The following is a 26109-nucleotide window of genomic DNA, read 5'->3' as shown; positions in this document are numbered from 1 at the left end:
TGGGATTGTTCAACTGGTTTCGTGGCCGTGGCACGGTGAAAATGAGCGAAGAAGAGGAAGAGCTGTGGCGACGAGCGCTTGCTGTTGTGCCGATCTTGCAGGGGCTTACCGAGAGTGAGCAACAAACACTGATAAGCCTGGGCCGTCAGCTGCTCAAGCGCAAAACCTTGACCCAGCTTGGGGTTACCTTAAGCGAGCGCCAGCAAGCCATTCTGGCCCTGCAGGCGGCTCTGCCTATCCTGCATCTTGGCGTTGACTGGTATCGCGGTTTTCACGAGATCATCATCATTCCCGAGCCTGTGACCCGGCGCCAGGAGGTGCAGGATGAGTTTGGGCTGGTGAGTGAGGTGGAAGAGGAAAACGCCGGTGAGTCCTGGCCCCAGGGGCCGCTTGTATTGGCCTGGAGCGAGCTGCAGCTGGATGGTGACTGGGATGGCTTCAATCTGGTGATCCACGAGCTTGCCCACAAGATAGACATGCTGGGGGGCGAGGCGGATGGTGCACCGCCACTGCCCGGACATATGAGCCGGCAGGAGTGGCAGCAGGTATTTCAGGTGGCTTTTGATGCGCTTTGCCAGCAACTCGATCAGGGCGAGGTTCCCGCCATCGACCCCTATGCGGCCGAGCATCCGGCCGAGTTCTTCGCGGTCTGCTGCGAGCACTTCTTTACCGACCCGTTGCGCCTGCGCAGTGTCTATCCCGAGGTTTACCACCAACTGGCACTGCTGTTTGGTCAGGATCCCGCGCGCCGTTTTCCGCCGACCCGCCTGTTGGCCGGTGATGGCGAGGGCATGCTGTTGTGAATCCCGCTTAACAAGATGGCAGATAGCAAAAAGGCACCCGAGGGTGCCTTTTTTTCAAGCTTGAGCGTGCGCCAATCAGGCGGCGGCTTTCAGCTGGACTGCTGCAGCTTTCTTGTGATCGCCGATCGGCAGGATAGTGCGGCCATACTGTTCGTTCAGTACGGTAGCCATGGCCAGATAGATGGCGCTGGCACCGCAGATGATGCCTTCGAAACCGGCGATAGTGCCGATCAGGGTGCTGCCGGTGAAGTCACGGGCGGCCAGCAGGAAGAACAGCACGGTCAGGGAAGCGAACACGAACTGCTTCACGCGCGGGTAGTTGACGGTACCGATCAGCATGAACAGGGTGAACACACCCCACATCAGCAGGTACCAGCCCATGTAGGCGTGCGGAGTCGCTTCGGCCAGACCCATTGTCGGCATGACGAGCAGGACAACCAGGCTCAGCCAGAACAGGCCATAGGAGGTGAAGGCAGTCACACCGAAGGTGTTGCCGCGCTTGTACTCCATGATGCCCGCGATGATCTGGGCAATGCCGCCATAGCACAGGCCCATGGCCAGGATCATGGCGCTGATGGGGAAGAAACCTGCGTTATGGATGTTCAGCAGAATGGTGGTCATACCGAAACCCATCAGACCCAGGGGGGCAGGGTTGGCCAATTTTTCGCTCACGTGGCGTTCTCCAAAAATAGAGGTGGGGTTAACAAAAAGACGCGCGATTTTAGGCAGCTTGTAAAACCGCCGCAAGGGGGGGAAGGGACTAAACCGTAAAAAAATTACGTATTTATTTGCACTGACGCCCAATTGTTCAGCAGGTCAGCCGGTTTCGTGAGCAAAAGGTGTCAAAATAGTTGAGGGCTTGTATTTTTATTACGCGCAGGCGAACCGGATGAGGAGAAGCTCACTCATCCAGTGTCAGTACCACTTTGGCCTCCTTGTCCTCTTCCTTGACCTGACTGTCCAGCACAAACAGCCGCTCTGGCGTGATCCCCTGGGCATCCACCAAAAACTCCTTGGTGTTTTGTGCCCGGCGCATGGCGAGATTGCGCAGGGATTTGGCGGTGATGAGCTGCTGCTCCTGCAGCAGGGCAACCGCCTGAGCCCGCAGCGTCGCGCTCTTTTCATCAAGATGCAGGCGGTCGGCGAGATCTCCCAAATCTTCTCCGAAGCGATCTTCATAGGCTTGTGCCAGGGCATCTTGCATATCCTTGTCCTGCTCCAGCAGATCGAGATCGACCTGATTGCCGGTGAGTTTGGCGAGGGCCCGTTCCAGTTTTTGCCGTTGCAGGATAGGGCGCTCTTCATTGAAGTTGACCTTGCCGCGAATATTCATGCTGAGCTTGGGGCGATCCTTGAGGGCCTGCGCCAGCTTGGTCAGCTTCTCTTGCTGGGTGGGGGTGAGATCGGGATCGCCCGGCAGAAAGGTGATCTCGTCGAGATCTTCACTGCCGCCAGCCAGAGAGGCGAGCAACGAGAAGGGGGAGGTGATTGCCTTGCTCAGGGTGTTGCCAAGCACATCCCAGAAGATGTTGCCGAGGCTGAAGTCGGGCTGGTCAAGATTGCCCTTCACCTTGAGGTTCATCTGGATGACGCCGTTGGCATCGCTCAACAGCGCGATGGCCAGACCGAGTGGCAGATCCTTGGCCTGTTCGCTCTTGATCTTCTCACCCAGTTGCAATTTCTTGATGGTGATGTCGTTGTCCCCTTCCAGCCGCTTGCCTTCCAGCTTGTAGTGCAGTTTCACCGAAAGCTGCCCCTTGTCGATGGCGTAACCGGCATAGGTGCCCGAGTAAGGGGTAAAGGTGGTCAACTCCAGATTGTTGAAGGCGACCGCAATGTCGAGCACCGGATCGGCGACCAGCAGGTTGGTACCGCCGCGGATGGTCACCGGGGCGTAGCGATCCACCTTGCCATTGAAGGAGAGTTCGGAGCGCTGGCCCGGAATGTTGCTGATATGGCGGCTCTGGCCGCCCAGCGAAGCGATATCGGCCACGAAATCCTGGCTCAGGCTGCGGTCGGCAAAGCGCAGGTTACCCTGTTCGGTGCGCAGCTCATCGATGGTGAATTGAAATGCGGGCGCCGCTTTGTTGCTCTTGCTCTGGGGGGGCGCGGTTTTACCCTTGGCCGATGCAGGGGCGGTCAGCAGCAGTTGCTGGATATTGGTGACGCCATTTTCGTTGATCTCGATGCGGGCGAAGGGCTTGGTCAGCGCCACATCCTTGATCTTCATCTTCTGGCTGATGCCGTCGTAATCGAGGCCGGTCAGCTTCAGGTCATTGATCTCGAGCAGTCTCTGGTTATCGGCCCGATCGACCACCTTGAGGGTATGGACATCGAGCCCTCCCTGCAGTGTCAGCTTGTTCAGCTCTCCTTGCTCTGTGGTCGCTAGCGCCAGCTTGGTTTTGCTGCTGAGCTCGCCCTCTTTCACCTTGATCCGCACCAGATCGTTCAGATAGGGCTGGGCCAGCACAAGAGGAAGTGCCTGCTGGGTTATCTCGCCAGCGAGGGTAAAGGGGGCCAGGGTCAGCTGGCCATCAAAGGCGAGGGGACTCTTCTGGTTGAAACGGGTCGAGAGCGCCACTTTGCTCTGCTGTTCGCTCTTGCTGCCCAGCGGGCCTAATGCCAGCTGCAGGTCGGATAGCTGTCGTGCCAATGGTTTGCCACTGCTCGCTTCGGTGAGGGTGATATCCCCTTTGCTGATGGCAATCTGATTGATCTGCCACTGCCATGGCTTGCTGGCGGGGGCCGGTTTCTCTTTTTTCTCTTTGCTCGGCTTGGCTGGTGGCTGATCGATCAATAGTTCGGCCAGATCCAGCTCCTGCCGCTCATTGAGGGTGGCCTTGAGATGTGGCTGTTGCAGGGTAATTTTGCCGATATGCAGGGATTGTTTGCTGCCATCCACAGCAAGTTCAACGAGCGCTAGCTGGCTGAAGCGGGCAAACTCCTCACCCTTGTCGTGCTTCATTTGCCAGTTGTCTAGCGCCAGCTTGCCTTTGGACAATTGCCACTCGATCCCTTTCTTGCCGTTTTTCAGCAGATATTCAACCTCTGCCCCGGCATTACCACGGGTCAGCGCCAGCTTGAGATAGGGGGCCCAGAGTGGGGCAAAGGGTTTGATGTCGAGTTGCTTGAGGCTTGCCTTGCCCTGGCCCATGCCGCTGGTGATATCCAGCTTGCCTTGGGCGCTCAGCGGGCTCTTGCTGTTGAGAGTGGCAGCAAGCTGGTAGGCGGTGAGGTGACCTGCGGATGTGCTCAGCCCCTCCAGTTGCAGCGTCAGTTTATCGAGCTTGAGCGAGGGCACCCAGCCGGGTTCGCTCTCCTTGCGTTTATCCAGATAGGCAAGCTGGCCATCGGTCAGCGCAATCCGGGCGATATCGACAATAACGGGAGCGGTTTCCGGTTCCGGCTCTGTTGAGGGGGTCGGTGTAAGCAGAGTTGCCAGCGCATCGGTCAGGTTGAGCCGAATGTCCCCCTTTTTGTCACTCAGCCGCTGCACCAGCACCACCGGCCTGGTCAGCGTGACGTCGCTTAGTACCACGCGTTTTTGCTGCCAGCTTGCTTTGAGCTCGGGGGTCACTTGCAGATGGTCGAAGCTGATCAACGGTTGCTGCTTGCTATCGAGCAGTGAACTGGGGCCGATGGTCAGAGCGGGGTGACGCAAGCTGACATCGATCTCGCCCAGAGTGAGATGAATGCCGTAGCGCTCGGCCAGCCAGCCGGGCAGGTAGCGCTGGATCAGCCGCGGAGTTTGCCACAGCAACAGGGAAATGAGGATAAGGAGTAGCAGGAGTGCGTAGACCAGGTAGCGCAACCGGCGAGCTCGGGGGGATGCGGGCATGGTGGTCTCCATTTGATGCACTCCCATTCGGTTCCCGTCATGGTACCGAAAAGTCAGATAGTAATCATGGGGTTGCGTACTCGGATACGCCGTACTTTGTCCAAAGTCGATCCAGATCACCTGTTTGGCGCAGCTTGGCCAGCCACAGCTCCAGCTGGGCAGGGGTAATGCTGGCCTCGGGATCAAAGATAGCGCGGTGCTGGTAGCGCTGGTCCCACTTTTGCGACACAAGCAGCTGCGCCTTTACCTCGGGGTTGCTGAGCAGATACTGGTTCAAATAGGAGATATTGAGGATGGCGATATCACCGCGCCCCTTGAGCAGGGCCTGCAGGGCACTGACGTTGTCCTTGAACAGTGTGATGTCGAGATGGCTGTGCAAATAGGTCGGGTCTGCATTGAACTGGCCGATGCCATAGTGATAGCCGGTTACACCAATAAGGTGGTGGAGGGAGGGATCCTCGAAAAAACGCTGGTCTCGCCCGGGGGCCTTGAGGGCAACATACACTTCACCACCGCCAAGAAATGGGGAGGTCATCTTGAACTTGTCGGTTTGCCAGCCCCACTTGCTGTCTTCAAACAGCATCAGCGAGAAACGGCCCAGATCGAGCGCCTTGTAACGATTGGCAGCCGAGGTGGGAACAAACACGAATCTTACCTCTTGCTGGATCTCGTTGAGCCTGGCGATGAGGTCCAGCGTCAGTCCTTCATAGTGGTCATCCGACACTTTGACCACGAACGGGGCATAAGGATAACCGCCGACCTTGATAAGGGGATGGCTCCAACCGGACAGACTGAACAGAAGTAAAAACCAGCACCAATATTTCATGGATGTCCCAGGGCAATTGCATAACCCCAGATTCGGTTAATCTGCTGCGCTTTTCAAGTTGTTAAGGGAATTAGCACAGCGCTGTTCGGCAGCCTCCAGCTCGGCCATCACCATCTGGATATCCTCCAGCTGTTGACGCAGGGCACTGCGCTTGCTTTCGATCAGTCTGATCATGGAGTTGAGCTGGTTTTTGCTCGATTTGTCGGTGTCGTACATATCGAACAGCTCGCGGATCTCGGCCAGGCTAAACCCCAGCCGTTTACCGCGCAGAGTCAGCTTGAGCCGGATCTTGTCCTTGTGGCTGTAGATGCGGGTCTGCCCCTCCCGCTGCGGGGTGAGCAGCCCCTCGTCCTCGTAGTAGCGGATAGTGCGTGGTGTGACATCGAACTCGTGGGCCAATTCCGAAATGCTGTAGGTGATCTCCTTGCCGGGCAGGGAACGGGACATGATCATGACTCCTGTTGCTGGGCGTGTGGCTGGCAGAGGCGGGCACGCAGCCGTTCGGCATTGGCGTGCAAGGCCTGACCGACCCGCGAGCCGTTGGGGCGACCGAGCTGCTCGCTCACCCACTGGCCGGTGGCCGCCAGTTTGTCGATATCCACCCCCGTCGTCATGCCAAGGCCGTGCAGCAGGTAGACAACCTCTTCTGACGCCACATTGCCGGAGGCGCCCGGGGCATAGGGGCAACCGCCAAGGCCTGCCACCGAGCAGTCGATGGTGCGAATACCCCGCTCCAGCGCGGGCAGCAGGTTGGCCAACCCCTGGCCGTAGGTGTCGTGAAAATGGACCGCGAGCCGCCCCGCCGGGATCTCGTGCAGCACAGCATCCAGCATGGGCGCTACCGTGCCCGGGGTGCCGACGCCGATGGTGTCCCCCAGCGAAATTTCGTGGCAGCCGAGATCCAGCAACTGCTCGGCCATGGCGGCGACCCGTTTCGGGCGGGTCGGGCCATCAAACGGGCAGGCGATGACGGTGGAGAGATAGCCGCGCACCTTGATGCCGAGGCGGCGTGCTTCCTGCACCAGCGGGGCGAAGCGCACCAGTGACTCCTCCACGCTGATGCCGATATTGGCGCGGGTAAAACCGTCGGAGCAGGCGGTAAAGAGGCCAATCTCCTCGGCGCGGGCGGCAATGGCAGCCTGCAAGCCTTGCAGATTGGGTACCAGAGCGCCGTAACGGGTCGGCCCCTTGCGTGGCAGTGCCTGAAAAAGTGCGGAGGAGTCTGCCATCTGCGGCACCTTTTTCGCAGAGACGAAGGCGCCGACCTCGATGCGCTGCAGACCGCTGTCGGCCAGTCGGGCGATGAGCTCTAGCCGCTGCACCAGCGAGAGGGTCGCAGCTTCATTTTGCAGGCCGTCCCGCGGCCCCATCTCCACCAGACTGACCTTGTCATCCGGCATGGCTGCTCCTCTGTTCATGATCTACTCGCTTGTTGGTTGATGGCGTTCTCCTCTAGGGCGGCATCGGCAAAGCGCACCAGCACGGCCCCCTGGCTCACCTGATCACCCTGTTTGCACTGCAGGGCTTCTATTACCCCGTCCCGCTCTGCACGCAGCTGGTGTTCCATCTTCATCGCCTCCAGCACCAGCAGGGGTTGCCCCTTGTTGACCGTTTGGCCGGGTTCGACCATTACGGCCACCACGATGCCGTGCATGGGGGCGATGGCGCCTTGTGCCTTCTCGTTTGCTTGATCATGGTGGTGACTGTGCTGCTGATTATCAGCAGTGAAACGGATGCGCTGGCCCCCTAGGGTCATGATGAAGGTTGCCTCCGAGCCTGCGACCGTCTGAATGGGGAGCTGCTGCCAGCAGCCACCCTGTTGTAGCCGGATATGATCGTCACCTCTCTGGTAGCAACGGGTCTTCCCTTGCCAATCAAACTGGCCGTCACGATCGTGAAGGGTCAATACCAGGCGCTCATCACCGATGCGTACCGCCGCTGTCCAGCTGCGAGCCGGCCCCAGCCGAAATCCACAGCCTTGCTGCCAGGGGGAGGTGCCCGCAGGGCGGCTCGCCAGCCAGAGGGTGGCTAGCGGCCAGGCGAGTTCAGGAATGGGTTGCGCTGTGGTAGGGATGGGCCATTGGGTATGGTGGCGCATAGCCAAGACGTCAGGCTCTTCACACAGGCGCAGCAGCAGCGGGCCGTTGTGCACTAGCGGGCCGAGATCCAGCGCAGCCAGAGCATCGGCCAGTTTGGCGAACACCTCGGCGCGGCTCTGGCCGTGGGCGATCAGCTTTGCGATCATGGGATCGTAATAGGGGCTCACCTCATCGCCAACGGTAACGCCGGTGTCGATGCGCACGCCAACGGGCCAGTGGAGCCAGTGGATAGGCCCGCTGGCGGGCAGAAAACCGGCCGCCACATCTTCGGCGTAGAGGCGCGCCTCCACTGCATGGCCGCGCAGCACCACTTCCTCCTGGGTGAGTGGTAGCGGCTTGCCTTCGGCTACGGCCAGCTGCCAGGCCACCAGATCCTGCCCGGTCACCGCTTCGGTGACCGGATGCTCCACCTGCAGCCGGGTGTTCATCTCCATAAAGAAGAACTCATCCTTGCAGAGCAGGAACTCGATGGTGCCAGCCCCCTGATAGTGGATGGCCTTGGCTGCGGCAACGGCTGCCTTTCCCATGGCGCGGCGCAGAGCCGGAGGGATGTCGGGGGCGGGCGCCTCTTCGATCACCTTCTGATGGCGTCGCTGCAAGGAGCAGTCCCTGTCCCCCAGATAGATGGCGTTGCCGAGGCTATCGGCAAAGACCTGTACTTCCACATGGCGAGCCTGGGGCAGATAGCGCTCGAGCAGTACCAGATCATCGCCAAAGGCAGCCTTTGCCTCCCGTTTGACTGCCGCCAGCGACTCGTCAAAGTCAGCCAGCTGATCGACCCGCCGCATCCCCTTGCCACCGCCGCCACTGGCCGCCTTGATAAGCAGCGGGAAGCCAATTTGGCTCGCCTGATCGCGCAAGAAGTCCGGCCGTTGATCCGTGCCGTGATAGCCAGGCAGTACAGGTACGCCGGCGGCCTGCATCAGCGTCTTGGCGCCCGATTTGTCGCCCATGGCGAGAATGGCGGCGCCGCTTGGGCCGACAAAACGCAGGCCGCGCTGTTCGCAGGCGGTGGCAAAATCGCTGTTTTCCGACAGAAAGCCGTAACCGGGATGGATGGCATCGGCGCGCGCCTCTTTGGCAATCTTCAGCACCTTGCCGGTGTCCAGATAGCTCTCTCTGGCTGGTGCTGGCCCCAGATGCCAGGTCTCATCGGCCAGACGGGTGTGCATGGCGTGGGCGTCGGCATCGGAGTAGAGGGCGATGGTGTGGATGCCGAGGCGTTTCGCCGTCTTGATGATGCGCACGGCGATTTCGCCGCGATTGGCAATCAGCAGGCGCTTAATTTGAGTGTGATGGGTCATGTCTCATCCTTGAAACGGGGGCGCCAGGCGGGAGGACGTTTGTCGAAGAAGGCCTGCATCCCCTCCTGGGCTTCGAGTCCCACCCGAACCCGGGCAATGGTCTCGACAGTTTTCTCTTCGTGCAGGCGGGAAGGATGGGCCTCTATGGCCGCCAGCAGTCGTTTGGTCTCTTTCATCGCTTCCGGCCCGTTGCGGCACATACGAAGGGCTTGTGCCCGTCCCTCCGCCAGCAGTTGATCCGGCTTGCAGAGTTGATGTGCCACATTGAGCCGACAGGCGGTGATGGCATCGAACGGCTCGGCACTGAGCATGTAGCGGCGCGCCTGACGCATCCCCATAGTGCGCACCACGTAGGGGCTGATCACCGCAGGCACCAGACCCAAGCTCACCTCTGAGAGGCAGAAGCGGGCATCGTCGCTGGCCAGCACCAGATCGCAAGCGCAGATGAGGCCCAGCGCCCCGCCATAGGCGGCCCCTTGCACCAGCGCCACCGTAGGGAAGGGAAGCTCATCGAGGGTCTGCATCAGCCGCGCCAGTACCCGAGCGTCTTCGCGATTGTGCTCAAAATCGGCGTGAGCCAGATTGCGCATCCAGTTGAGATCGGCGCCCGCGCAAAAGTGTTTGCCCTCTGCCCGTAGCAGCAGGGCGTGAGGGCGTTCGGCGAGATCATGACCATGGAGATGGGCCAGATCATCGAGGCAGTCGAGCAGCCCCAGCATCAGGTCGGCATCAAAGGCGTTGTGGCGGGCCGGGCGCGACAGCACCAGCTCGGCCAGCGGGCCGTGCCGCTCCAGCCGAAACGGGCCCTGTGTTGAAGAGCCAAGTGCTGAGGAAGTAAGTGGATCTGACATGGGTTTGCTCCTTACATCCGGAAGATGCCGTACTGCTCGGTTTCAATGCGGGCACCCTGACAGGCGGCGAGCGCCAGCGCCAGCACGGTGCGGCTCTGGGCCGGGTCAATGACGCCATCATCCCAGAGGCGGGCGCTGGCGTAGTAGGGGTGACCCTGGCGCTCATACTGCTCGATCACCGGGTCACGGATGGCTGCCGCCTCCTGCTCACTCAAATCTTTGCCCTCGGTAGCCAGCTTGTCCCGACGCACCTGCACCAGCACCCCGGCAGCTTGCTCGCCCCCCATGACAGAGATGCGGCTGTTGGGCCAGCTAAAGAGAAAATCGGGTTCATAGGCGCGGCCACACATGCCGTAGTTGCCAGCGCCAAAGCTGCCGCCGACGATCAGGGTGATCTTGGGCACCCGGCTGCAGGCCACCGCTGTGACCAGCTTGGCGCCGTGCTTGGCGATCCCCTCTTTTTCTGCGCTACTCCCCACCATAAAACCGGTGATGTTCTGCAAAAAGAGCAGCGGGATGGCACGCCGGTTACAGAGTTGGATAAAGTGGGCCCCCTTCTGGGCGCTGTCGCTGTGCAGCACGCCGTTGTTGGCTAGGATCCCCACTTCCATGCCGCAAATACGAGCAAAGCCGGTCACCAGAGTGGTGCCGAACAGCGCCTTGAATTCGTCAAAGTCAGAACCATCCACCAGTCGTGCAATCAGTTCGCGGGCATCGTAAGGGCGTTTGAGGCTGGTGCCCACCAGACCGTAGAGCTCCTCTATGGGGTAGCAGGGGGGCTCGTAGCCGGGGCTGCTCTCTATCGGCTCGTTACCCAGATGAGTAACCAGCGTGCGGGCGATGGCCAGCGCATGGGCATCGTCACGGGCCATATGATCAGCAACGCCGGAGTGGGCACAGTGCACTTCGGCGCCGCCCAGGGCCTCGGCGCTGATCTCCTCGCCGGTGGCGGCCTTGACCAGCGGCGGGCCAGCCAGAAAGATGGTGGCCTGCTCCCTGACCATGATCGACTCGTCCGCCATGGCGGGCACATAGGCGCCGCCTGCGGTGCAGAGCCCCATCACCACCGCCAGCTGGGGGATGTTCTGGGCCGACATGCGGGCCTGGTTGTAGAAGATGCGACCAAAGTGATCCCGGTCGGGGAAAACCTCGTCCTGCATCGGCAGAAAGGCGCCGCCGGAATCCACCAGATAGAGGCAAGGGAGGCTCAGCCGCTCGGCGATGGCTTGGGCGCGCAGATGTTTTTTCACCGTGAGCGGGTAGTAGGTGCCGCCCTTCACGGTGGCGTCATTCACCACCAGCATGCACAGGCGCCCAGAGACCCGGCCGATGCCGGTGATGATACCGGCGGCGGGCACTGGCTCGTCATAGACCTGCCAGCCAGCCAGCGCCGACAGTTCGAGAAACGGGGAGCCCGGGTCCAGCAGCTGATTGATGCGCTCGCGGGGCAGCAGCTTGCCACGGGCCTGATGGCGGGCGTTGTTGGCCGCGCCGCCCCCTAGCGCGATCTCGGCAATGCGGGCGTGGAGATCGTCGACCAGCCCCTGCATGGCGGCCCGATTGGCCGCATATTCCGTGCTCGCCGTGTCGAGGCGGGAGTGGATACGACTCATGCATTTTCTCCCATCAGCTCGCGGCCGATGAGCCAGCGGCGGATCTCAGAGGTGCCGGCTCCGATCTCGTAGAGTTTGGCGTCCCGCAGTAGACGGCCGGTGGGGTATTCGTTGATGTAGCCGTTGCCGCCGAGCAGCTGGATGGCATCGAGCGCCATCTGGGTGGCATTTTCGGCGGCAAACAGGATAGCGGCGGCGCAATCCTTGCGGCTGGTGCGCCCCTGATCGCAGGCGCTCGCCACCGAATAGACCAGCGCTCGGCTGCTGGCGAGGCGGGTATACATATCGGCGAGCTTGCCCTGCACCAGCTGGAATTCGCCGATGGCCTGGCCGAACTGTTTGCGCTCACGCACATAGGGCAGCACCACGTCCATGCAGGCCTGCATGATGCCAAGGGGGCCGGCCGCCAGTACCACCCGCTCGTAATCGAGCCCGCTCATTAGCACCTTGACCCCGCCATGCAGGGGGCCCAGCAGGTTTTCCTGCGGCACCCGGCAGTTGTCGAACACCAGCTCGCAGGTGCTGGAGCCGCGCATCCCCAGCTTGTCGAGCTTCTGGGCGGTGGAAAAACCGGGAGTACCTGCCTCGACGATAAAGGCAGAAATCCCTTTGGGCCCGGCGGCGGGATCGGTCTTGGCATAGATGACGAAGGTGTCGGCATCGGGTCCGTTGGTGATCCACATCTTGTTGCCGTTGAGCACGAAGTGATCCCCATCGCGCACTGCGGTGAGGCGCATGCTGACCACATCGGAGCCTGCACCCGGCTCGCTCATGGCCAGCGCCCCCACATGCTCGCCGCTCACCAGCGGGGGCAGGTAGCGCGCTTTCTGCTCCGGTGTGCCGTGGCGGTGGATCTGGTTGATGCAGAGATTGGAGTGGGCGCCGTAGGAGAGGCCGACCGAGGCGCTGGCGCGGCTCACCTGCTCCATCACCAGCACGTGGGCGAGATAGCCGAGGTTCACCCCGTCATACTCCTCCGCCACCGTGATGCCGTGCAGCCCCAGTTCACCCATCCGGGGCCAGAGATCACGGGGAAAGGTGTTGCTCTGATCGATCTCGCTGGCGCGTGGGGCGATCACTTTCTGGCAGAAAGCCGCAACCTGTTCGGTCAGGGCATTCAGGGTCTCATCCATCTGCATCCATGCTCTCCTTGCGGATATGACAGTCGGGTAGGAAGGTTGGTTCGACCGGCTGACTCTGCGTTATGGCTGGCAGTGGTCGGTCCATTTTTGTACTTCACTTCTGCCACAAGTTTACGTTAGCGTAAACGTAAATCAATTGTTAATCTGTTGTATGTCGATAGAGAGGTGGTAGTGAGATCATCATCAGCTACCACGACAACAGCGCTATAGTGGCAGATCCGAATGACCAGTGTGTGGGCGCCGCGTCATAAAGCACCAACTCAGGAAAATAAGCGTGGGGCAACAAGGGAGCGAACGACAAGATGGATTTTACCCTGACCGATGATCAACAGGCGTATGTGGAGGCGGCCGCCGCCTTTGCCGATGAGGCGCTCAAACCCCATGCCGCGCGCTGGGACAAGGAGCATGAGTTTCCGATCCCGACCATCAAGCAGGCGGCCGAGCTCGGGTTTTGTGGTCTCTATACCCCGGAGCAGTTTGGCGGATTGGGATTGCCTCGTCTCGATGCGAGCCTCATCTTCGAGCGCCTCGCCATGGGCTGTACCTCGACCACGGCTTATCTGACCATTCACAACATGGTGAGCTGGATGCTGGGCAGCTGGCTGCCCAACGAGGTTGCCAAGGAGTGGGTGCCCAAACTGGCCAGTGGCGAGCTGCTGGGCTCCTATTGCCTCACCGAGCCGGGCGCGGGCTCCGATGCGGCGGCCCTCAAGACCCGAGCGGTGCGCGAGGGTGACAATTATCTTATTGAGGGAACCAAGGTCTTTATCTCGGGAGCGGGCAGCAGCGATGTGCTGGTGGTGATGGCGCGCACCGGTGGTGAAGGTGCGAAGGGGATCTCAGCCTTTATGGTGCCGGCCAATGCCCCCTGCGTGAGCTATGGCAAGGCAGAAGAGAAGATGGGCTGGAACAGCCAGCCGACCCGGGAGGTTGTTTTCAATGGGGTTCGCATTCCTGCCTGCTATCGGTTGGGCGAAGAGGGGGAAGGATTCAAGTTCGCCATGCAGGCCCTTGATGGGGGGCGCATCAATATTGCCACCTGCTCGGTGGGCACTGCCCAGCAGGCACTGGACGATGCGCTGGCCTATGTGCAGCAGCGCCAGCAATTTGGTCACCCGATCAGCGAATTCCAGAGCGTGCAGTTTCGCCTAGCAGATATGGCGACAGAACTGGCTGCAGCTCGCCTGCTGGTGCGTCAGGCGGCAGACAAGCTGGATCGCGGGGCACCTGACAAGAGTGCCTGGTGCGCCATGGCCAAAAGGTTTGCCACCGACGTCGGTTATCGGGTCTGTGATGAGGCTCTGCAACTCTTTGGTGGCTATGGTTATACCCGCGACTATCCCCTTGAGCGCTACCTGCGCGATACCCGGGTGCATCGCATTCTGGAGGGAACCAACGAGGTGATGCGACTCATCATCGCTCGTCGGCTGCTGGCCGAGCAGGGGTTGGCGCTCATGTAGTGCTGGATGACACCTCAAGGGCACCAGCTTTGTGAGCCAGTCACAGGTTGGTTCCATGCAACTCTGTCATCATGGCTATCGCTCTACTGACAAGGACAAACGCAATGACAAGGATCAGGCTCGAATACAACGGCCACGTGGCCTACATCACCCTTGACCATCCGCCCGCCAATACCTGGACGCTTGCCAGTCTGCAAGCTTTCCTGCGGATGATGGAGGAGCTCGACAGCCGCCCCGATGTGGTGGCGCTGGTGATCCGCGGGGCTGGCGAGAAGTTCTTCTGCGCCGGTGCCGATCTCAACCTGTTTGCCGATGGCAATGTCGAACTGGCTCGCGATGTGGCCGACGCTTTTGGCCGTGCATTCGAAGCGCTGGCCCGTTTTCACGGCGTCACCATTGCGGCCATCAACGGTTATGCCATGGGGGGGGGGCTGGAAGTGGCGCTGGCCTGTGATATCCGCATCGCCGAACAGCAGGCGTTGCTGGGGTTGCCGGAAGCCTCGGTGGGATTGTTGCCCTGTGCCGGTGGCACCCAGCGTCTGACCGAGCTGGTTGGGCCGGGCTGGGCCAAGCGGATGATCCTCTGTGGCGAGAAGGTGAGTGCATCCCTTGCCTATGAGATCGGGCTGGTGGAGGAGGTGGTGAAAACCGGGCAGGCGTGGGAGGCAGCCCATCAGATGGCCCATCTGGTGGAACGCCAGAGCCCGAGTGCCCTGCGCGCCTGCAAGACCCTGATCAATCAGGGGCGCAGCGGCCCGCGCGATGCGGCATTGCCGCTCGAGCGAAGCTTCTTCCTCGAACTGTTTAGTGATGCCAACCAGCGGGAAGGGGTGGCAGCGTTTCTCGAAAAGCGCGCCCCGCACTGGCAGTACCAAAAGCCGGATGGTGCAACCCATGAGTGAGCCAGTAAGTATCGCAACCCATCCAACGGCTGATGGCCACCAGATCGGGGTGTTGACTCTCGACAGCCCTGCGTCTCTCAACGCATTGAGCCTGCCTATGATCCAGATCCTGCAACAGACGCTAACTCGCTGGGAGCAGGATCCCGCCATCGCTTGCGTGCTGCTGCAGGGGGCGGGCGAGAAGGCGTTCTGTGCCGGTGGTGATATTCGCTCCTTCTATTACCGCAAGCAGGAGGTGAGCGGATCGGAACTGTTTGAATATGCCCGCGATTTTTTCGAGCAGGAGTATCGGCTCGATCACCACATCCACTGTTACCGCAAGCCCCTTGTCTGCGTGGCGGACGGCATCTGCATGGGCGGTGGGATAGGTCTGTTTGCCGGCGCCGATTTTCGGGTGGTGACCGAGAAGAGCCTGTTCGCCATGCCGGAGGTGACCATCGGCCTCTACCCCGATGTGGGGGCCAGCTGGTTTTTAAGCCGGATGCCGGGGCGACTCGGGCTCTGGCTTGGTCTGACCGGCGCCCGCTTCAACGGGAGCGATGCCATCGGCCTTGGGCTGGCGGATCACGCCATCGCCAGCAGCGAGCGAGCCGACTTGCTGCACCGGTTGGCGGCACTCGACTGGTCAGCCTGTTGCGATTTCCGTGAGCAGATCGATCAGCTGCTGCGTGGCCTTCATAAAGATGCTGCAGCACAATTGCCAGCGCCCATCCTGCTGCCCCATCAACCAAAAATCGATGACCTGCTGGCGGGGCGAACGTTGGCGGGGGTATTGGCAAGGCTGTTTGCTGTCCGATTTGACGAAACGGCGGGAGAGAAAGGATTGGCCCAGGCGCAGGAGAGCTGTCGCACCGGCAGTCCCATCAGCCGTGCCATCCTCTGGCGCCAATATTGGCAGGCTCGCCGCCAATCCCTTGCCGAGGTATTTGCCGACGAACTGACTCTCTCGGTCAACTGCGTGCTCAAGGGCGATTTTGTGGAAGGGGTGCGGGCGCTGCTTATCGACAAGGACAGGGATCCCCACTGGCAGGATCAGCCTGCCGAGGGGGATTGGCTGGACGAATTCTATCGCTGGCCCCATGGAGACAACCCGTTGGCATGCAAGGGCTAGGCTCTGCTCTGGCAGCTGCGGTGCTATCAAGAACGCAAGGAGCAAGCAGAATGACAAGGATCGGATTTATCGGGCTGGGCAACATGGGGGGACCCATGGCAGCCAATCTGGCCAAGGCCGGGCATACGGTGCAGGTATTTGATCTGGTTGCCCACAGTGTCGAGCGAGCCATTGCAGCGGGCTGCATTGCGGCAGGAGATGCCCGCGAAGCGGTGACCGACAGTGATGTCGTCATCAGCATGCTGCCTGCCGGTGAGCATGTGCGCAGCCTCTGGTTGGGCGAGAGTGATGGTGAGCGGGGTGGGCAGGATCTGCTGGCAGCTTTGCCTGCCGGTGTGCTGGTGATCGACTGCTCCACCATCGATGTGGCCTCTGCCCGTCAGGTGGGGAGCGCGGCCCGTGCACGCGGCTTGCGCTTTATCGATGCCCCCGTGTCGGGCGGGGTCGCAGGGGCTGCGGCAGGTACGCTCACTTTTATTGTTGGCGGCGATGCTGCGGATTTTGATGCGGCCAAGTCCGTACTGGCCTGCATGGGGCAGAATCTGTTCCACGCCGGCCCCCCTGGCGCCGGGCAGATCGCCAAGATGTGTAACAACATGCTGCTTGCCATCCATATGGCGGGTACCGCCGAGGCGCTGGCCCTCGGGGTAAAGGAGGGGCTGGATCCGGCAGTGCTCTCCACCATCATGGGCAAGAGCTCGGGCAACAACTGGAGTCTGGAGCGCTACAACCCCTGGCCCGGGGTGATGGAGAACGTACCGGCTGCACGTAACTATCAGGGGGGATTTATGACCCGGCTGATGGTGAAAGACCTCGGACTCGCCATGGCGCTGGCCGAGCATGCTCACAGCGCCGTGCCCATGGGAGCACTTGCGCGCAACCTGTTTAATCTGCATGCGGTGAACGGAGAGGGAGAGCTGGATTTTTCCAGTATCGTCCGGCTTTATCTGGAAAAAGGCAGAGAGGGGTAGTGGTCGCCGGGCACCATCTTGCGGCTTGCTGGGTTCAGGCTATCGCAGGCATCACAAGGAGAGAGAATGGATATCAAGCAGAAAGTCATCGCTATTACCGGTGCCGGTCGGGGGCTGGGGCGGGCCATAGCGCTCAATCTTGCCGCTCAGGGGGCCGAACTGGCGTTGATCGACCTGAATGCCAGCGATCTGGCCGTGACGCAGGCCGAGGTGCAAAGCCGTGGCGGGCGGTGTGCCATTTTCGTCTGCAACGTGGCAAGCGAACCGGAGGTAGAGACCACCTTTGTCGCGATCAAGGCGCACTTTGGTCGGTTGCACGGGTTGATCAACTGCGCCGGCATTCTGCGCGATGGCATGTTGCTCAAGGTGAAAGAGGGGGAAGTTGTAGAGAAGATGAGCCTGGCCCAGTGGCAGAGCGTCATCGACGTCAACCTCACCGGCACCTTCCTGTGCGGGCGCGAGGGGGCCGCATTGATGGCCACAGGCGGGGAGGGGGGGGTCATCATCAATATCTCCTCCATCGCCCGTGCCGGCAATATCGGCCAGAGCAACTATGCCGCCAGCAAGGCAGGGGTGGCCTCGCTGGTGGTGACCTGGGGGCGGGAGCTTGCCCGCCACGGTATCCGGGTGATGGGGATCGCCCCCGGGGTGTTCGCCACCGATATGACGGCCGCGATGAAGCCGGAGGCGATGACCCGAATGCAGCAGGCTATTCCGGTCGGCAAACTGGGTGAGGCGCAGCAGCTGGCCGAGACCGTTGCCTTCATCTTTGCCAACGATTACCTCAATGGCCGGATGATCGAGCTTGACGGCGGTCTGCGGTTGTAAACCTTTACCAAGATTTACATTGAGCCCTGACCTCGTGGTCAGGGCTTTTTTATGCACTCTTTTGAGTTCCAAAGGTACTGAATGGCGATGCATGGGCACCATCCGGGTCGCTCTGTGGCGGCAGAAATATGAGAAATATCAATGGGTCTCAGTTAATTTGAACCAGCTCACAGGCCCTTGAGGTCAGTGCTGTAAAATTGCGCGCGGTCAAGGTGGTGCATGTTTGACGATGCGAGGGATTGCGGTCGGAATAGTCATGCAATATAGTTGCCGCCTTTTTCACGGGGTCCGGATTTTCAGCCCCTCCCATATCGCGCGCAGTATGAATACGGACGCTCTGCCGCCGCCTAATTAAACAGGATTGAGATGGACAAGAAACTAGGGCTTGGCGCCCTCATTTCGCTGGTGATCGGCTCCATGGTCGGCGCCGGGGTCTTCAGTCTCCCACAGAATATTGCTGCACATGCCAGCGCCGGGGCCGTCGCTCTGGGATGGGCCATCACCGGGGTCGGCATGATCTGCCTCGCGCTGGTCTATCAAAACCTCTCCATGCGTCGCCCGGATCTCGATGGCGGTATCTTCAGTTACGCCAAGGCCGGTTTTGGTGACTTCATCGGCTTCAACGCCGCCTGGGGTTACTGGCTCTGCCAACTGCTGGCCAACGTCTCCTACGCCATCGTGGTGTTCAGCGCGCTCAGCTACTTCTTCGATACGCCGGATCACGTCATCTTCGGCGACGGCAATACGCCGGTGGCCATCACGCTGGCTTCCATCCTGATATGGTCGGTACACTCGCTGGTGCTACGCGGGGTGCAGGTAGCGGCCCTAGTGAACATCGTGACCACCATCGCCAAGATGGTGCCGCTCATCGTTTTCAGCGTGGCCATCCTGCTTGCCTTCAATATGAAGACCTTCACCCTGGACTTCTGGGGTCATGGCAACAGCGATCTCGGTTCCGTGATGGATCAGGTCAAGTCCACCATGAAGGTCACCCTCTGGGTCTTCATCGGTATTGAAGGGGCCGTGGTGGTCTCTGCCCGTGCCCGCCATCGCAAGGATGTCGGTCGTGCGACCGTGCTGGCCCTGCTGGGTGCGCTGGCGCTCTACGTGATGGTGACCCTCTTCTCGCTGGGGGTAATGACCCAGCCTGAGCTGGCCCAGCTCAAGAACCCCTCTACCGCCATGATCCTGGAAGCAGTAGTTGGCCCCTGGGGCGCCTGGCTCATCAACATCGGTCTGGTCATCTCCGTGATGGGGGCTCTGCTGAGCTGGACCGTGCTGGCGGCTGAAGTGCCCTACATTGCGGGCAAGACCGGGGTCTTCCCGGCCTGGTTTGCCAAGGAGAACAAGAACGGCTCACCGCAGGTATCGCTCTGGTGCTCCACCTGTCTGGTGCAGACTTTCCTTATCATCATCTACTTCCAGAACAGTACCTATCTGGCGTTGGTCAACATCGCCACCTCGGCGGCGCTGGTACCCTATGTTTTCTCAGGTGCCTATGGTCTCAAGCTGGCGCTGAAAGGGGAGACCTATCAGGGTCAACCGCATCAGCGCAAGCGTGATCTGTTGCTGGCCCTGATGGCGACCATCTATGGCTGCTGGCTGGTTTATGCGGCTGGCATCGAGTATCTGCTGCTGGTGGCGCTGCTCTACAGCCCGGGTATCTTCATCTACTGGAAGGCGCGCCAGCACCACGGTCTGCGTGGCCTCAACCGGCTGGAGCAGGGGATGACGGTGGCCTTGCTCGGTTGTGCCGTGCTGGCCTTCTACAAGGTGATGGACGGCACCATCCCCCTGAACTGACAGAGACAAGAGATGGCCCAAGGGCCATCTCTTCTTTTACACGCCGTCCGTGTCACAGGTGGTCGGCGTCGCCTCGGAAGGAATTTTTATGCTGTTTATGGGTTATCTGCTGCTGGGGGCTTTCGCCGGCATCCTGGCCGGACTGTTCGGGATCGGCGGCGGCCTTATCATAGTCCCGGTGCTGGTGGTGAGCTTTCACGCACAGGGGGTCGATCCCGATATCATCACTCATCTGGCACTTGGCACCTCGCTGCCGACCATGATCTTCACCGGTTTCAGTTCGCTGCGGGCCCATCAGGAGGCCGGAGCTGTCGACTGGGTGATGATCCGCAGGCTCGGTGCCGGCATGTTGCTTGGCGCCTGGCTCGGCGGCATGACCGCCAATCTGCTCAGTGCCAGCACCCTCAACATCATCATTGGCTGCTTTGCCTGGACCATGGCGCTGCAGATGGGGCTTAACCTCAAGCCCAAAGCGGAGCGCCATCTGCCTGGAGCGCTCGGTACCGGCATTGCAGGTACCGTTATCGGCTGGATGTCGGCACTGTTTGGCATCGGTGGTGGCTCGCTCACCGTGCCATATCTGAGCTGGAACAGCGTACCTATGCGCAACGCGGTAGCGGCCTCAGCTGCCTGCAGCATGCCGATCGCGCTGGCGGGTAGCCTGAGCTATCTCTATGCAGGATGGGGGCACGCAGATCTGCCCGAGTGGAGTGTGGGCTACATCTATCTGCCAGCCCTGATTGGTATTGTGCTCACCAGTACCCAGTTTGCCCGGGTGGGGGCCAAACTGGCACACAGACTCTCCCCACAGCGACTCAAGCAGGCGTTTGCCCTGCTGATGCTGCTGGTGGGGGCGAAATTCATGTTGTTTAGCTGAACCATTGGCCAGTTTGTTGAAAAATAAGGCAAACGATCTGTTGGAAGGCAGAAAGCCATTGCATTGAACGCCCAGTTTGCCTATTCTCCTCGCCGGTGGTCCTATTGGTCCTCTCGCATTGATAACCCGTCGACCTGGTCAGGACCGGAAGGTAGCAGCCAAGGCGGGGGACTCGAGTGCCGGGATGTGGCTGGTAGGGCCACCACTTGTTTCTGCAATTCAATAAGTTAGCTTCCTAAAGCCCTTGGTCATCCACTTTGTGTGGACGACAAGGAGCTCATCGATGAATCTCTGGCTCAGTCCCCACGGCATCTGGTATTACCGGAAAGTCACCACGCTCCCCTGTGGTCGTCGTAAAGAGATCAAAAAATCCCTGCATACCCGAGACAAGCTTACGGCTTGCGCTGTTGTGGCGAAATCATGGCTTCTGTTGGTTCGCCAGCACCTTGGCCTCTTGGTCAGGGGGCGCTAGGTTAATGGCTGTGTGATACCAAGTCGGAATAGAGTTGCTTCTGTCGTATCAGTCAGCTCACTGACCCCGACCACGCTCCATAGATCTTCTTCCAGCTTCTTGGCCTTGTGGATAGCAAATTTGGCTATGGTATCCAGCTCGTTGGCGACGAAATTGATGTCTGGTCGGCCGGTACGGGAGATGCCAACCAGCACTGAATAGAACTCTCCCTGCTGTAATACCTGCTCGATAAATTGCCGCTTTTCTTGCACGTTACCGAACGAATTGGCAAGGCAGCTCTTGATTTGGGGCCAACCTGAGTTTGTTTGCACGTACGATACGTAGACCTCTTCCTGCTTTGGTTTGTCATCTCGTTCCTGATGACGAAGCGGGGTCATCAGCACTTCTTTCAACAATTCCCCCTGAAACAGGGGATAGAGGTTGCCATGCTCCGGATTTGCAGTACAAACAGTGAGCACTCTTTGCAATGAACGTGGTTTGAGAGATTTGCCAATAGATGCCGGCTTCGGACTCCCATTGAGCTTGTTGACATAGAGTGGGGTGTTGAAAAGATGGCTGGTGTAAATATTGCGTAGAGCTCTGGCAAGTCCACGATAGCGGCGGTGCTCCGGGGCTGTTTTCAACTTTTTCTGGTTACTTTCGATAAGCAGAGTGAAGAACTGCCGGCCAATGTGGCGGGCGGTATCCCCTTCAATGCAAAGGTGCAATACCGTGCGGGTCATGTTGAGGCTGACCAACCGGTAAGGCAGATGCTGCAGGTCCATGGTTTTGGCAAGCTCCTGCAGGCGGGGCAGGGCAATGGTCACAACATCGTTTTGCTCACCGATAAAGGCCTCTTCCAGCTCAATTTGCATACCATGGGCGGAGATATCGCGGGTTAAGCCCTGCCAGGATCTGCCATTGTGGCTGATGGTTATCTCCGTTTTGTGGATGTAGCGTTGTTCTTTGCGTAGCTGAACATATTGCAGCAGCTCGATCACGAAAGGCATGGGCTCTTGTTCGTGACCAAATCGTTGCAACTCGTTGGGGTTGTTGATTGTCCCCCCTTCCTGACGGAACTCTTCTCGTTGTGCATCGAGGCTGATCTCCTGCAATAAACCGCAATAACCTATCTGTTTGATGCGCTCCAGCAACTGGATGTCATGTAATTGGGACTCTTCGAGCCCGACAATCTGGCTCAGATCCGCTTCTGCCAACTCACACAGTTCCAGTGAAAATTTATAGACACGCCAGCTGGGGCGATGGGCACCCACCTGAAAGAACAGTTTGGTCAAACCACTTAGCCGTAACTCTTCTGATGTGGCAGAGAAGAAGTAGATTTTATTTTGCACGGTATGGGCAAAGCTGTAGAGCAGCGTTTCTTTGGTGGCCCCCGGTGCCGGGCAGAGGCGTTTCATCCGGTCGGCCGAAAACAGTCCAGCCAGTGCGTCACGGTTTTTTTCGTCACGCCAGTACTCGAGAAGGTGCTGATTGTTCTCGCTGCGCAGGGCTATCTCCAGCTTGGGGTTTGCACCCGAGCTAAAAAAGAGTGGTATACCTGTCATGCGCGGTAGATAGAACTGCTCGTGTCCCTTGATGATCGCAGCAGAAAGCAGGTGATCGACGCTTATTCGATGATGGCCTTTATTGGCTTTGATGAACTCTTTGATAAAGGTATCAAAGGCCGGGTTGTCACCAGTGCGGATCAGTATTAGCCAGAATCGCCCCTCTTTATTCTCCTCGCCCAGAATCTGGTACTGCACAGGTTGTTGTAATAGTGGATTGGCGCTGTCGTGCTCCAACCCGGTAAAGATGACCTCAACCTGATCACCGGTTTGATAGGTCGGTAGATAAGGCACCGAGATACGAATGCCCTCAGGAGAAAGATCCGATGTTTTGGCCAGGAGTTTGGCTCCATCCTTGAGCCTGACTTCTACAGGGGAGCTGATATGCATACGCTCTTGGCGACGGCCGTAATAACTGGCGAATGGGATAGTCTTGACTTCATATTGCTGGAAAGGGTTGGCCTGCGCCGTGGCTTTGCCTTTTACCCGGGCTTGCTGCCGCTGTTTTTGCCACTGCTGCATCACCTCGTAGACACCCATCGTGTAGTCATCACGGTAAATGAAGCACTGGCTCTGGAACAGGCTGATAGCCTCTGCCGGCATGAAGTGGATCATGCTTTTAAATTCATATACTTGACACTCATCTGCCAAGGCGTCCCGCATATCGATGACCCTGCGGCAGGAGGCGCACTTGCGCTGTAGCTCCATTTTGAGCAGAAAGCGCCCGTTATTGCTTTCAGACTCAGTAAGCTGTGCAAAAATGTCTGCGAAATTCTTTTTCCGCAGCTGGGGAATGAGTTGTTCAATCAACTTTTGTTGCTGTACTGGATCCATGTATTCCCACCGCAAAAGTCATTTTATGAGCACAAATACGGATTATCTTGCCGTAACAGTGAGGTGCAATCACGCTTGTTAGTATTGCATATCCTAACGACTCCTCATTATTCGCTGAAGTGCGTTAACAACACCACCGGCATCTCATAAAGCTGCACTGTTCGACTTGTACATTTGGATACATATCGTCACCAACGACACACGGAAGTTCGTCGTGCCCGGTCGTAGGATGAAGTCATGGAGAACGGCTCCATTACCCTAATAAGGAAAGTGACCATGAAAAAGATCATCCCCCTGGCAGTCGCTGCAGTTTTCGCCCTGACCTCTGGTTTCACCATGGCAGCTACCCCGACCAAGGCTGCAGCACCGCAAGCGACTCAAACCAAAGTCGTGAAAAAACAGCATCATAAAACCAAACATCATGCCAAAGCTCCGGCAGCCAAAGCAGCACCGGCAACCAAATAAGATTTTGGCTCCTGCAGCGTCACCAAGACCACAAGCACGAGTAAAGAGTTTGGTGGTAGTGAAGTAAGCGGAGAGTTGTAATAACAAGGGAGGCTGATGCCTCCCTTTCATATGTTTGTGAAACTGGCAGAAGTTCATGCCAAGCCGCTTTTCTGTATCTATCTCCACTCTGTAACGCTCATGCATGTCCTCTGATGTTTCATCATCTTCAATCAGTTCCACCTTTTTACTGCTACTGTCGCCAGCTTTAGGTTATCTCGTGCTTGCCGTCTCCTCCGGTTGCGTTGCAGGATTTCCTCAGCGCATTCGGGAGCAAACTGCCGCAGGAGCCGCCGCAAAATGGCTACATGGTCAACACTACGGCATAAATGAGCGGATTTTGATCAGCCAAGCCAGGGGCATCATTACCCAGGCTTTTCTTTTATCGACCTTTATCTTTCTTGATTCATCTCAAGTGAGACCGTGTAAACAAGAATAAATATCATTTTATAGTGTCGGTGCTCATATTTACGTGCTGGTTAATTAACGTAGGTGACGTCAAGGTAAATATGGTGATGGATGTATTGTTAACAACTGCAACTGTTTTTTTTGCTTGTTCTATAAAAACGCATCACCAAGCCGATGTCATTATCGAGACCAGTCGAATTGGTTTGGGTTTTTAAATGAATAGGAATGCATTATTGTGCGTAAAATGATCCAGTGAAGATATATTATCAAGTTGGGTCGGTGCAGTTTATAGAAATTGCCCTGCCGAAAAGGTATCACTCATGATGCAACCGATTAACCTGTTGCTGTGCTACTTGGAGAACCACTCCAAGCCGCCACCGTGTTGGGCTCATGGGGTCTATGACAACTGGCGATGGCAAGGATGTATGCAAAATCGTGAGTAAAGGTATATGGCATAAGGCATTTTTAACTTCGACTTCCCGCTTGTTGCATCCTCTTGTTATCTCTTCAGCTATTCATCTGGCTGCGGGGATTACATTAATCGAAAAATTCGCCCTGGCTCGCTTCGTGATTAATTAAATTATATTCAATTAAAAACTTTAAATTCATGAAGGCATGATTATCCCTTTGGGGGTAAATGTTTTTGTTTGTGATATGACGCGCCCTGTAAATAGGTTCAATCCCTGTGGAATTGATAGAGATCAATACTGAGGGGTAGGTGAGTCCTTAGCATTTCCGCTGTTAAGCATTTATCAGACAAGTGCTCACTACGGGAATAAGAAGAATGGTCGAGGATAATTTTTTATCGGCTCATGGGATTAATCGCCGTGATTTTATGAAATTGTGTGCCGGGATGGCCGCAACCCTGGGATTAAGTCAGAATGCCGTCGCCAAGATGGCCACTGCGCTCACCAGTCCCGAGCGGCCGCCGGTGATCTGGATAGGGGCGCAGGAGTGCACCGGCTGTACCGAGTCGCTGCTGCGGGCCACGCACCCCACCATCGAGAACCTGATCCTCAACACCATTTCGCTGGAGTACCACGAGGTGCTCTCGGCGGCCTTCGGCCATCAGGCCGAAGAGAACAAGCACAATGCCATCGAACGCTACAAGGGCAAGTATGTGCTGGTGGTGGACGGCTCCATCCCGCTCAAGGATGGTGGAATCTACTGCATGGTGGCCGGTGAACCCATCGTCGACCATATTCGCCGCGCGGCTGCCGATGCCGCTGCCGTCATTGCCATCGGCTCCTGTGCCGCCTGGGGCGGCGTCCCCGCCAGTGGCGGTAACCCGACCGGCGCTGTTAGCCTTGAAGAGGCGCTCGGCAATATCGGTACCCCCATCATCAATATCCCGGGCTGCCCGCCCAATCCCCACAACTTCCTCACCACGGTTGCCTACTACATCACCTATGGCAAGCTGCCGGCGCTGGATGCCAAGAATCGGCCGCTGTTTGCCTATGAGCGGCTCATCCACGAAAACTGCGAGCGCCGTCCGCACTTCGATGCCGGCCGCTTTGCCAAGGAGTTTGGTGACGAGGGTCACCGGCAGGGCTGGTGTCTCTATCATCTGGGCTGCAAGGGGCCGGAGACCTACGGCAACTGCTCGACCCTGGAGTTCTGCGATATCGGTGGTGGCATCTGGCCCGTTGGTATCGGTCATCCCTGCTACGGCTGCAACGAGCAGGGTGTCGGTTTCAGCAAGGGGATCTTCCAGCTTGCCAAGGTTGAGAATCCGACCCCGAGGGTCAACAAGCCCGATGTGGCCATTCAGGAGGGGGGTCATATCTCTCCCACTTCCACCGCGCTGATCGGCGGTGCCCTCGGGGTGCTGGTCGGGGTGAGTCTGATGACGGTGCGTGAACTCGGTCGCCAGCAGAAGCGCCATGAAGCCGGGCAGCATCCGTCACGGGAGGAGTAAC

The 26109-nt window shown here is 58.7% G+C and carries 21 protein-coding genes and 1 other RNA gene; 12 read left to right on the top strand and 10 right to left on the bottom strand.

What is annotated here, in order from left to right; all coding sequences use genetic code 11:
* Window positions 1–5: 5 nt before the first annotated feature.
* On the top strand, window positions 6–803 hold the full coding sequence (locus tag BS300_RS02050) for a M90 family metallopeptidase (protein WP_265324574.1): 798 nt from the start codon (window positions 6–8) through the stop codon (window positions 801–803).
* 75 nt (window positions 804–878) lie between these two features.
* Here the strand turns inward: BS300_RS02050 and BS300_RS02045 are convergent, their stop codons facing one another.
* The 9 genes from BS300_RS02045 to BS300_RS02005 all read right to left on the bottom strand — a co-directional run bounded on the left by BS300_RS02045 (window position 879) and on the right by BS300_RS02005 (window position 12473).
* Window positions 879–1475 (bottom strand): GPR1/FUN34/YaaH family transporter, encoded by a 597-nt coding sequence (locus BS300_RS02045; RefSeq protein ID WP_041207542.1) that lies wholly within the window; start codon window positions 1473–1475, stop codon window positions 879–881.
* 229 nt (window positions 1476–1704) lie between these two features.
* On the bottom strand, window positions 1705–4653 hold the full coding sequence (locus BS300_RS02040) for a DUF748 domain-containing protein (protein ID WP_083593330.1): 2949 nt from the start codon (window positions 4651–4653) through the stop codon (window positions 1705–1707).
* A gap of 52 nt (window positions 4654–4705) precedes the next feature.
* A complete protein-coding gene (locus BS300_RS02035; protein ID WP_071910462.1) occupies window positions 4706–5467 on the bottom strand; it encodes an ABC transporter substrate-binding protein in 762 nt (253 codons plus the stop codon).
* 36 nt (window positions 5468–5503) lie between these two features.
* Window positions 5504–5914 (bottom strand): MerR family DNA-binding transcriptional regulator, encoded by a 411-nt coding sequence (locus BS300_RS02030; protein WP_071910460.1) that lies wholly within the window; start codon window positions 5912–5914, stop codon window positions 5504–5506.
* 2 nt (window positions 5915–5916) lie between these two features.
* Complete coding sequence (locus BS300_RS02025) at window positions 5917–6885, bottom strand: hydroxymethylglutaryl-CoA lyase (RefSeq protein WP_071910458.1); 969 nt, start codon at window positions 6883–6885, stop codon at window positions 5917–5919.
* The gene (locus tag BS300_RS02020) at window positions 6882–8870 is read right to left on the bottom strand and encodes a biotin carboxylase N-terminal domain-containing protein (RefSeq protein WP_071910456.1); all 1989 of its coding nucleotides are present in this window, start codon (window positions 8868–8870) and stop codon (window positions 6882–6884) included. The genes BS300_RS02025 and BS300_RS02020 overlap by 4 nt, the downstream gene beginning before the upstream one ends.
* Complete coding sequence (locus tag BS300_RS02015) at window positions 8867–9721, bottom strand: enoyl-CoA hydratase-related protein (protein WP_071910454.1); 855 nt, start codon at window positions 9719–9721, stop codon at window positions 8867–8869. Before BS300_RS02015 ends, BS300_RS02020 begins: the two co-directional genes overlap by 4 nt.
* Window positions 9722–9732: 11 nt before the next feature.
* The gene (locus tag BS300_RS02010) at window positions 9733–11334 is read right to left on the bottom strand and encodes a carboxyl transferase domain-containing protein (protein ID WP_071910452.1); all 1602 of its coding nucleotides are present in this window, start codon (window positions 11332–11334) and stop codon (window positions 9733–9735) included.
* Window positions 11331–12473: an isovaleryl-CoA dehydrogenase gene (locus BS300_RS02005; RefSeq protein ID WP_071910450.1), complete on the bottom strand. Its 1143-nt coding sequence runs from the start codon at window positions 12471–12473 to the stop codon at window positions 11331–11333. Before BS300_RS02005 ends, BS300_RS02010 begins: the two co-directional genes overlap by 4 nt.
* Window positions 12474–12778: 305 nt before the next feature.
* Between BS300_RS02005 and BS300_RS02000 the strand changes: the two genes are divergently transcribed.
* From BS300_RS02000 to ffs, 8 genes are all read left to right on the top strand, one after another.
* Window positions 12779–13936, top strand: coding sequence for an acyl-CoA dehydrogenase family protein (locus BS300_RS02000; protein WP_071910448.1), 1158 nt, complete (start codon window positions 12779–12781; stop codon window positions 13934–13936).
* A 104-nt stretch (window positions 13937–14040) separates the two neighbouring features.
* Window positions 14041–14838, top strand: a complete 798-nt coding sequence (locus BS300_RS01995) for an enoyl-CoA hydratase (protein WP_071910446.1) — start codon at window positions 14041–14043, stop codon at window positions 14836–14838.
* Window positions 14831–15949, top strand: coding sequence for an enoyl-CoA hydratase/isomerase family protein (locus BS300_RS01990; RefSeq protein WP_071910444.1), 1119 nt, complete (start codon window positions 14831–14833; stop codon window positions 15947–15949). The genes BS300_RS01995 and BS300_RS01990 overlap by 8 nt, the downstream gene beginning before the upstream one ends.
* 50 nt (window positions 15950–15999) lie before the next feature.
* Complete coding sequence (gene mmsB, locus BS300_RS01985; protein ID WP_071910442.1) at window positions 16000–16920, top strand: 3-hydroxyisobutyrate dehydrogenase; 921 nt, start codon at window positions 16000–16002, stop codon at window positions 16918–16920.
* Between the two features lie 66 nt (window positions 16921–16986).
* A complete protein-coding gene (locus tag BS300_RS01980) occupies window positions 16987–17748 on the top strand; it encodes an SDR family oxidoreductase (RefSeq protein WP_071910440.1) in 762 nt (253 codons plus the stop codon).
* A gap of 366 nt (window positions 17749–18114) precedes the next feature.
* The gene (arcD, locus tag BS300_RS01975) at window positions 18115–19551 is read left to right on the top strand and encodes an arginine-ornithine antiporter (RefSeq protein ID WP_071910438.1); all 1437 of its coding nucleotides are present in this window, start codon (window positions 18115–18117) and stop codon (window positions 19549–19551) included.
* Between the two features lie 88 nt (window positions 19552–19639).
* A complete protein-coding gene (locus tag BS300_RS01970; protein ID WP_071910436.1) occupies window positions 19640–20428 on the top strand; it encodes a sulfite exporter TauE/SafE family protein in 789 nt (262 codons plus the stop codon).
* A 102-nt stretch (window positions 20429–20530) separates the two neighbouring features.
* An RNA gene (gene ffs, locus BS300_RS01965) (signal recognition particle sRNA small type) lies at window positions 20531–20627 on the top strand.
* 269 nt (window positions 20628–20896) lie between these two features.
* Here ffs and BS300_RS01955 read toward each other — a convergent pair.
* A complete protein-coding gene (locus BS300_RS01955; RefSeq protein WP_071910677.1) occupies window positions 20897–23278 on the bottom strand; it encodes a PilZ domain-containing protein in 2382 nt (793 codons plus the stop codon).
* Window positions 23279–23554: 276 nt separating this feature from the next.
* Here BS300_RS01955 and BS300_RS01950 point away from each other — a divergent pair, with 276 nt between their 5' ends.
* The 3 genes from BS300_RS01950 to hybO all read left to right on the top strand — a co-directional run bounded on the left by BS300_RS01950 (window position 23555) and on the right by hybO (window position 26108).
* Window positions 23555–23743: a hypothetical protein gene (locus tag BS300_RS01950; RefSeq protein ID WP_033113872.1), complete on the top strand. Its 189-nt coding sequence runs from the start codon at window positions 23555–23557 to the stop codon at window positions 23741–23743.
* 184 nt (window positions 23744–23927) lie between these two features.
* Complete coding sequence (locus tag BS300_RS20975) at window positions 23928–24221, top strand: hypothetical protein (protein WP_143241680.1); 294 nt, start codon at window positions 23928–23930, stop codon at window positions 24219–24221.
* Between the two features lie 753 nt (window positions 24222–24974).
* On the top strand, window positions 24975–26108 hold the full coding sequence (hybO, locus tag BS300_RS01945) for a hydrogenase 2 small subunit (RefSeq protein WP_071910432.1): 1134 nt from the start codon (window positions 24975–24977) through the stop codon (window positions 26106–26108).
* The last annotated feature ends 1 nt before the right edge of the window (window position 26109 follow it).

The sequence above is a fragment of the Aeromonas sp. SCS5 genome, from assembly GCF_001887375.1.
GTDB classification, from domain to species: Bacteria; Pseudomonadota; Gammaproteobacteria; order Enterobacterales; family Aeromonadaceae; genus Aeromonas; species Aeromonas jandaei.
The sequence above is the reverse complement of the archived record's forward strand: the minus strand, read 5'-3'. Positions and strand labels throughout refer to the sequence as shown.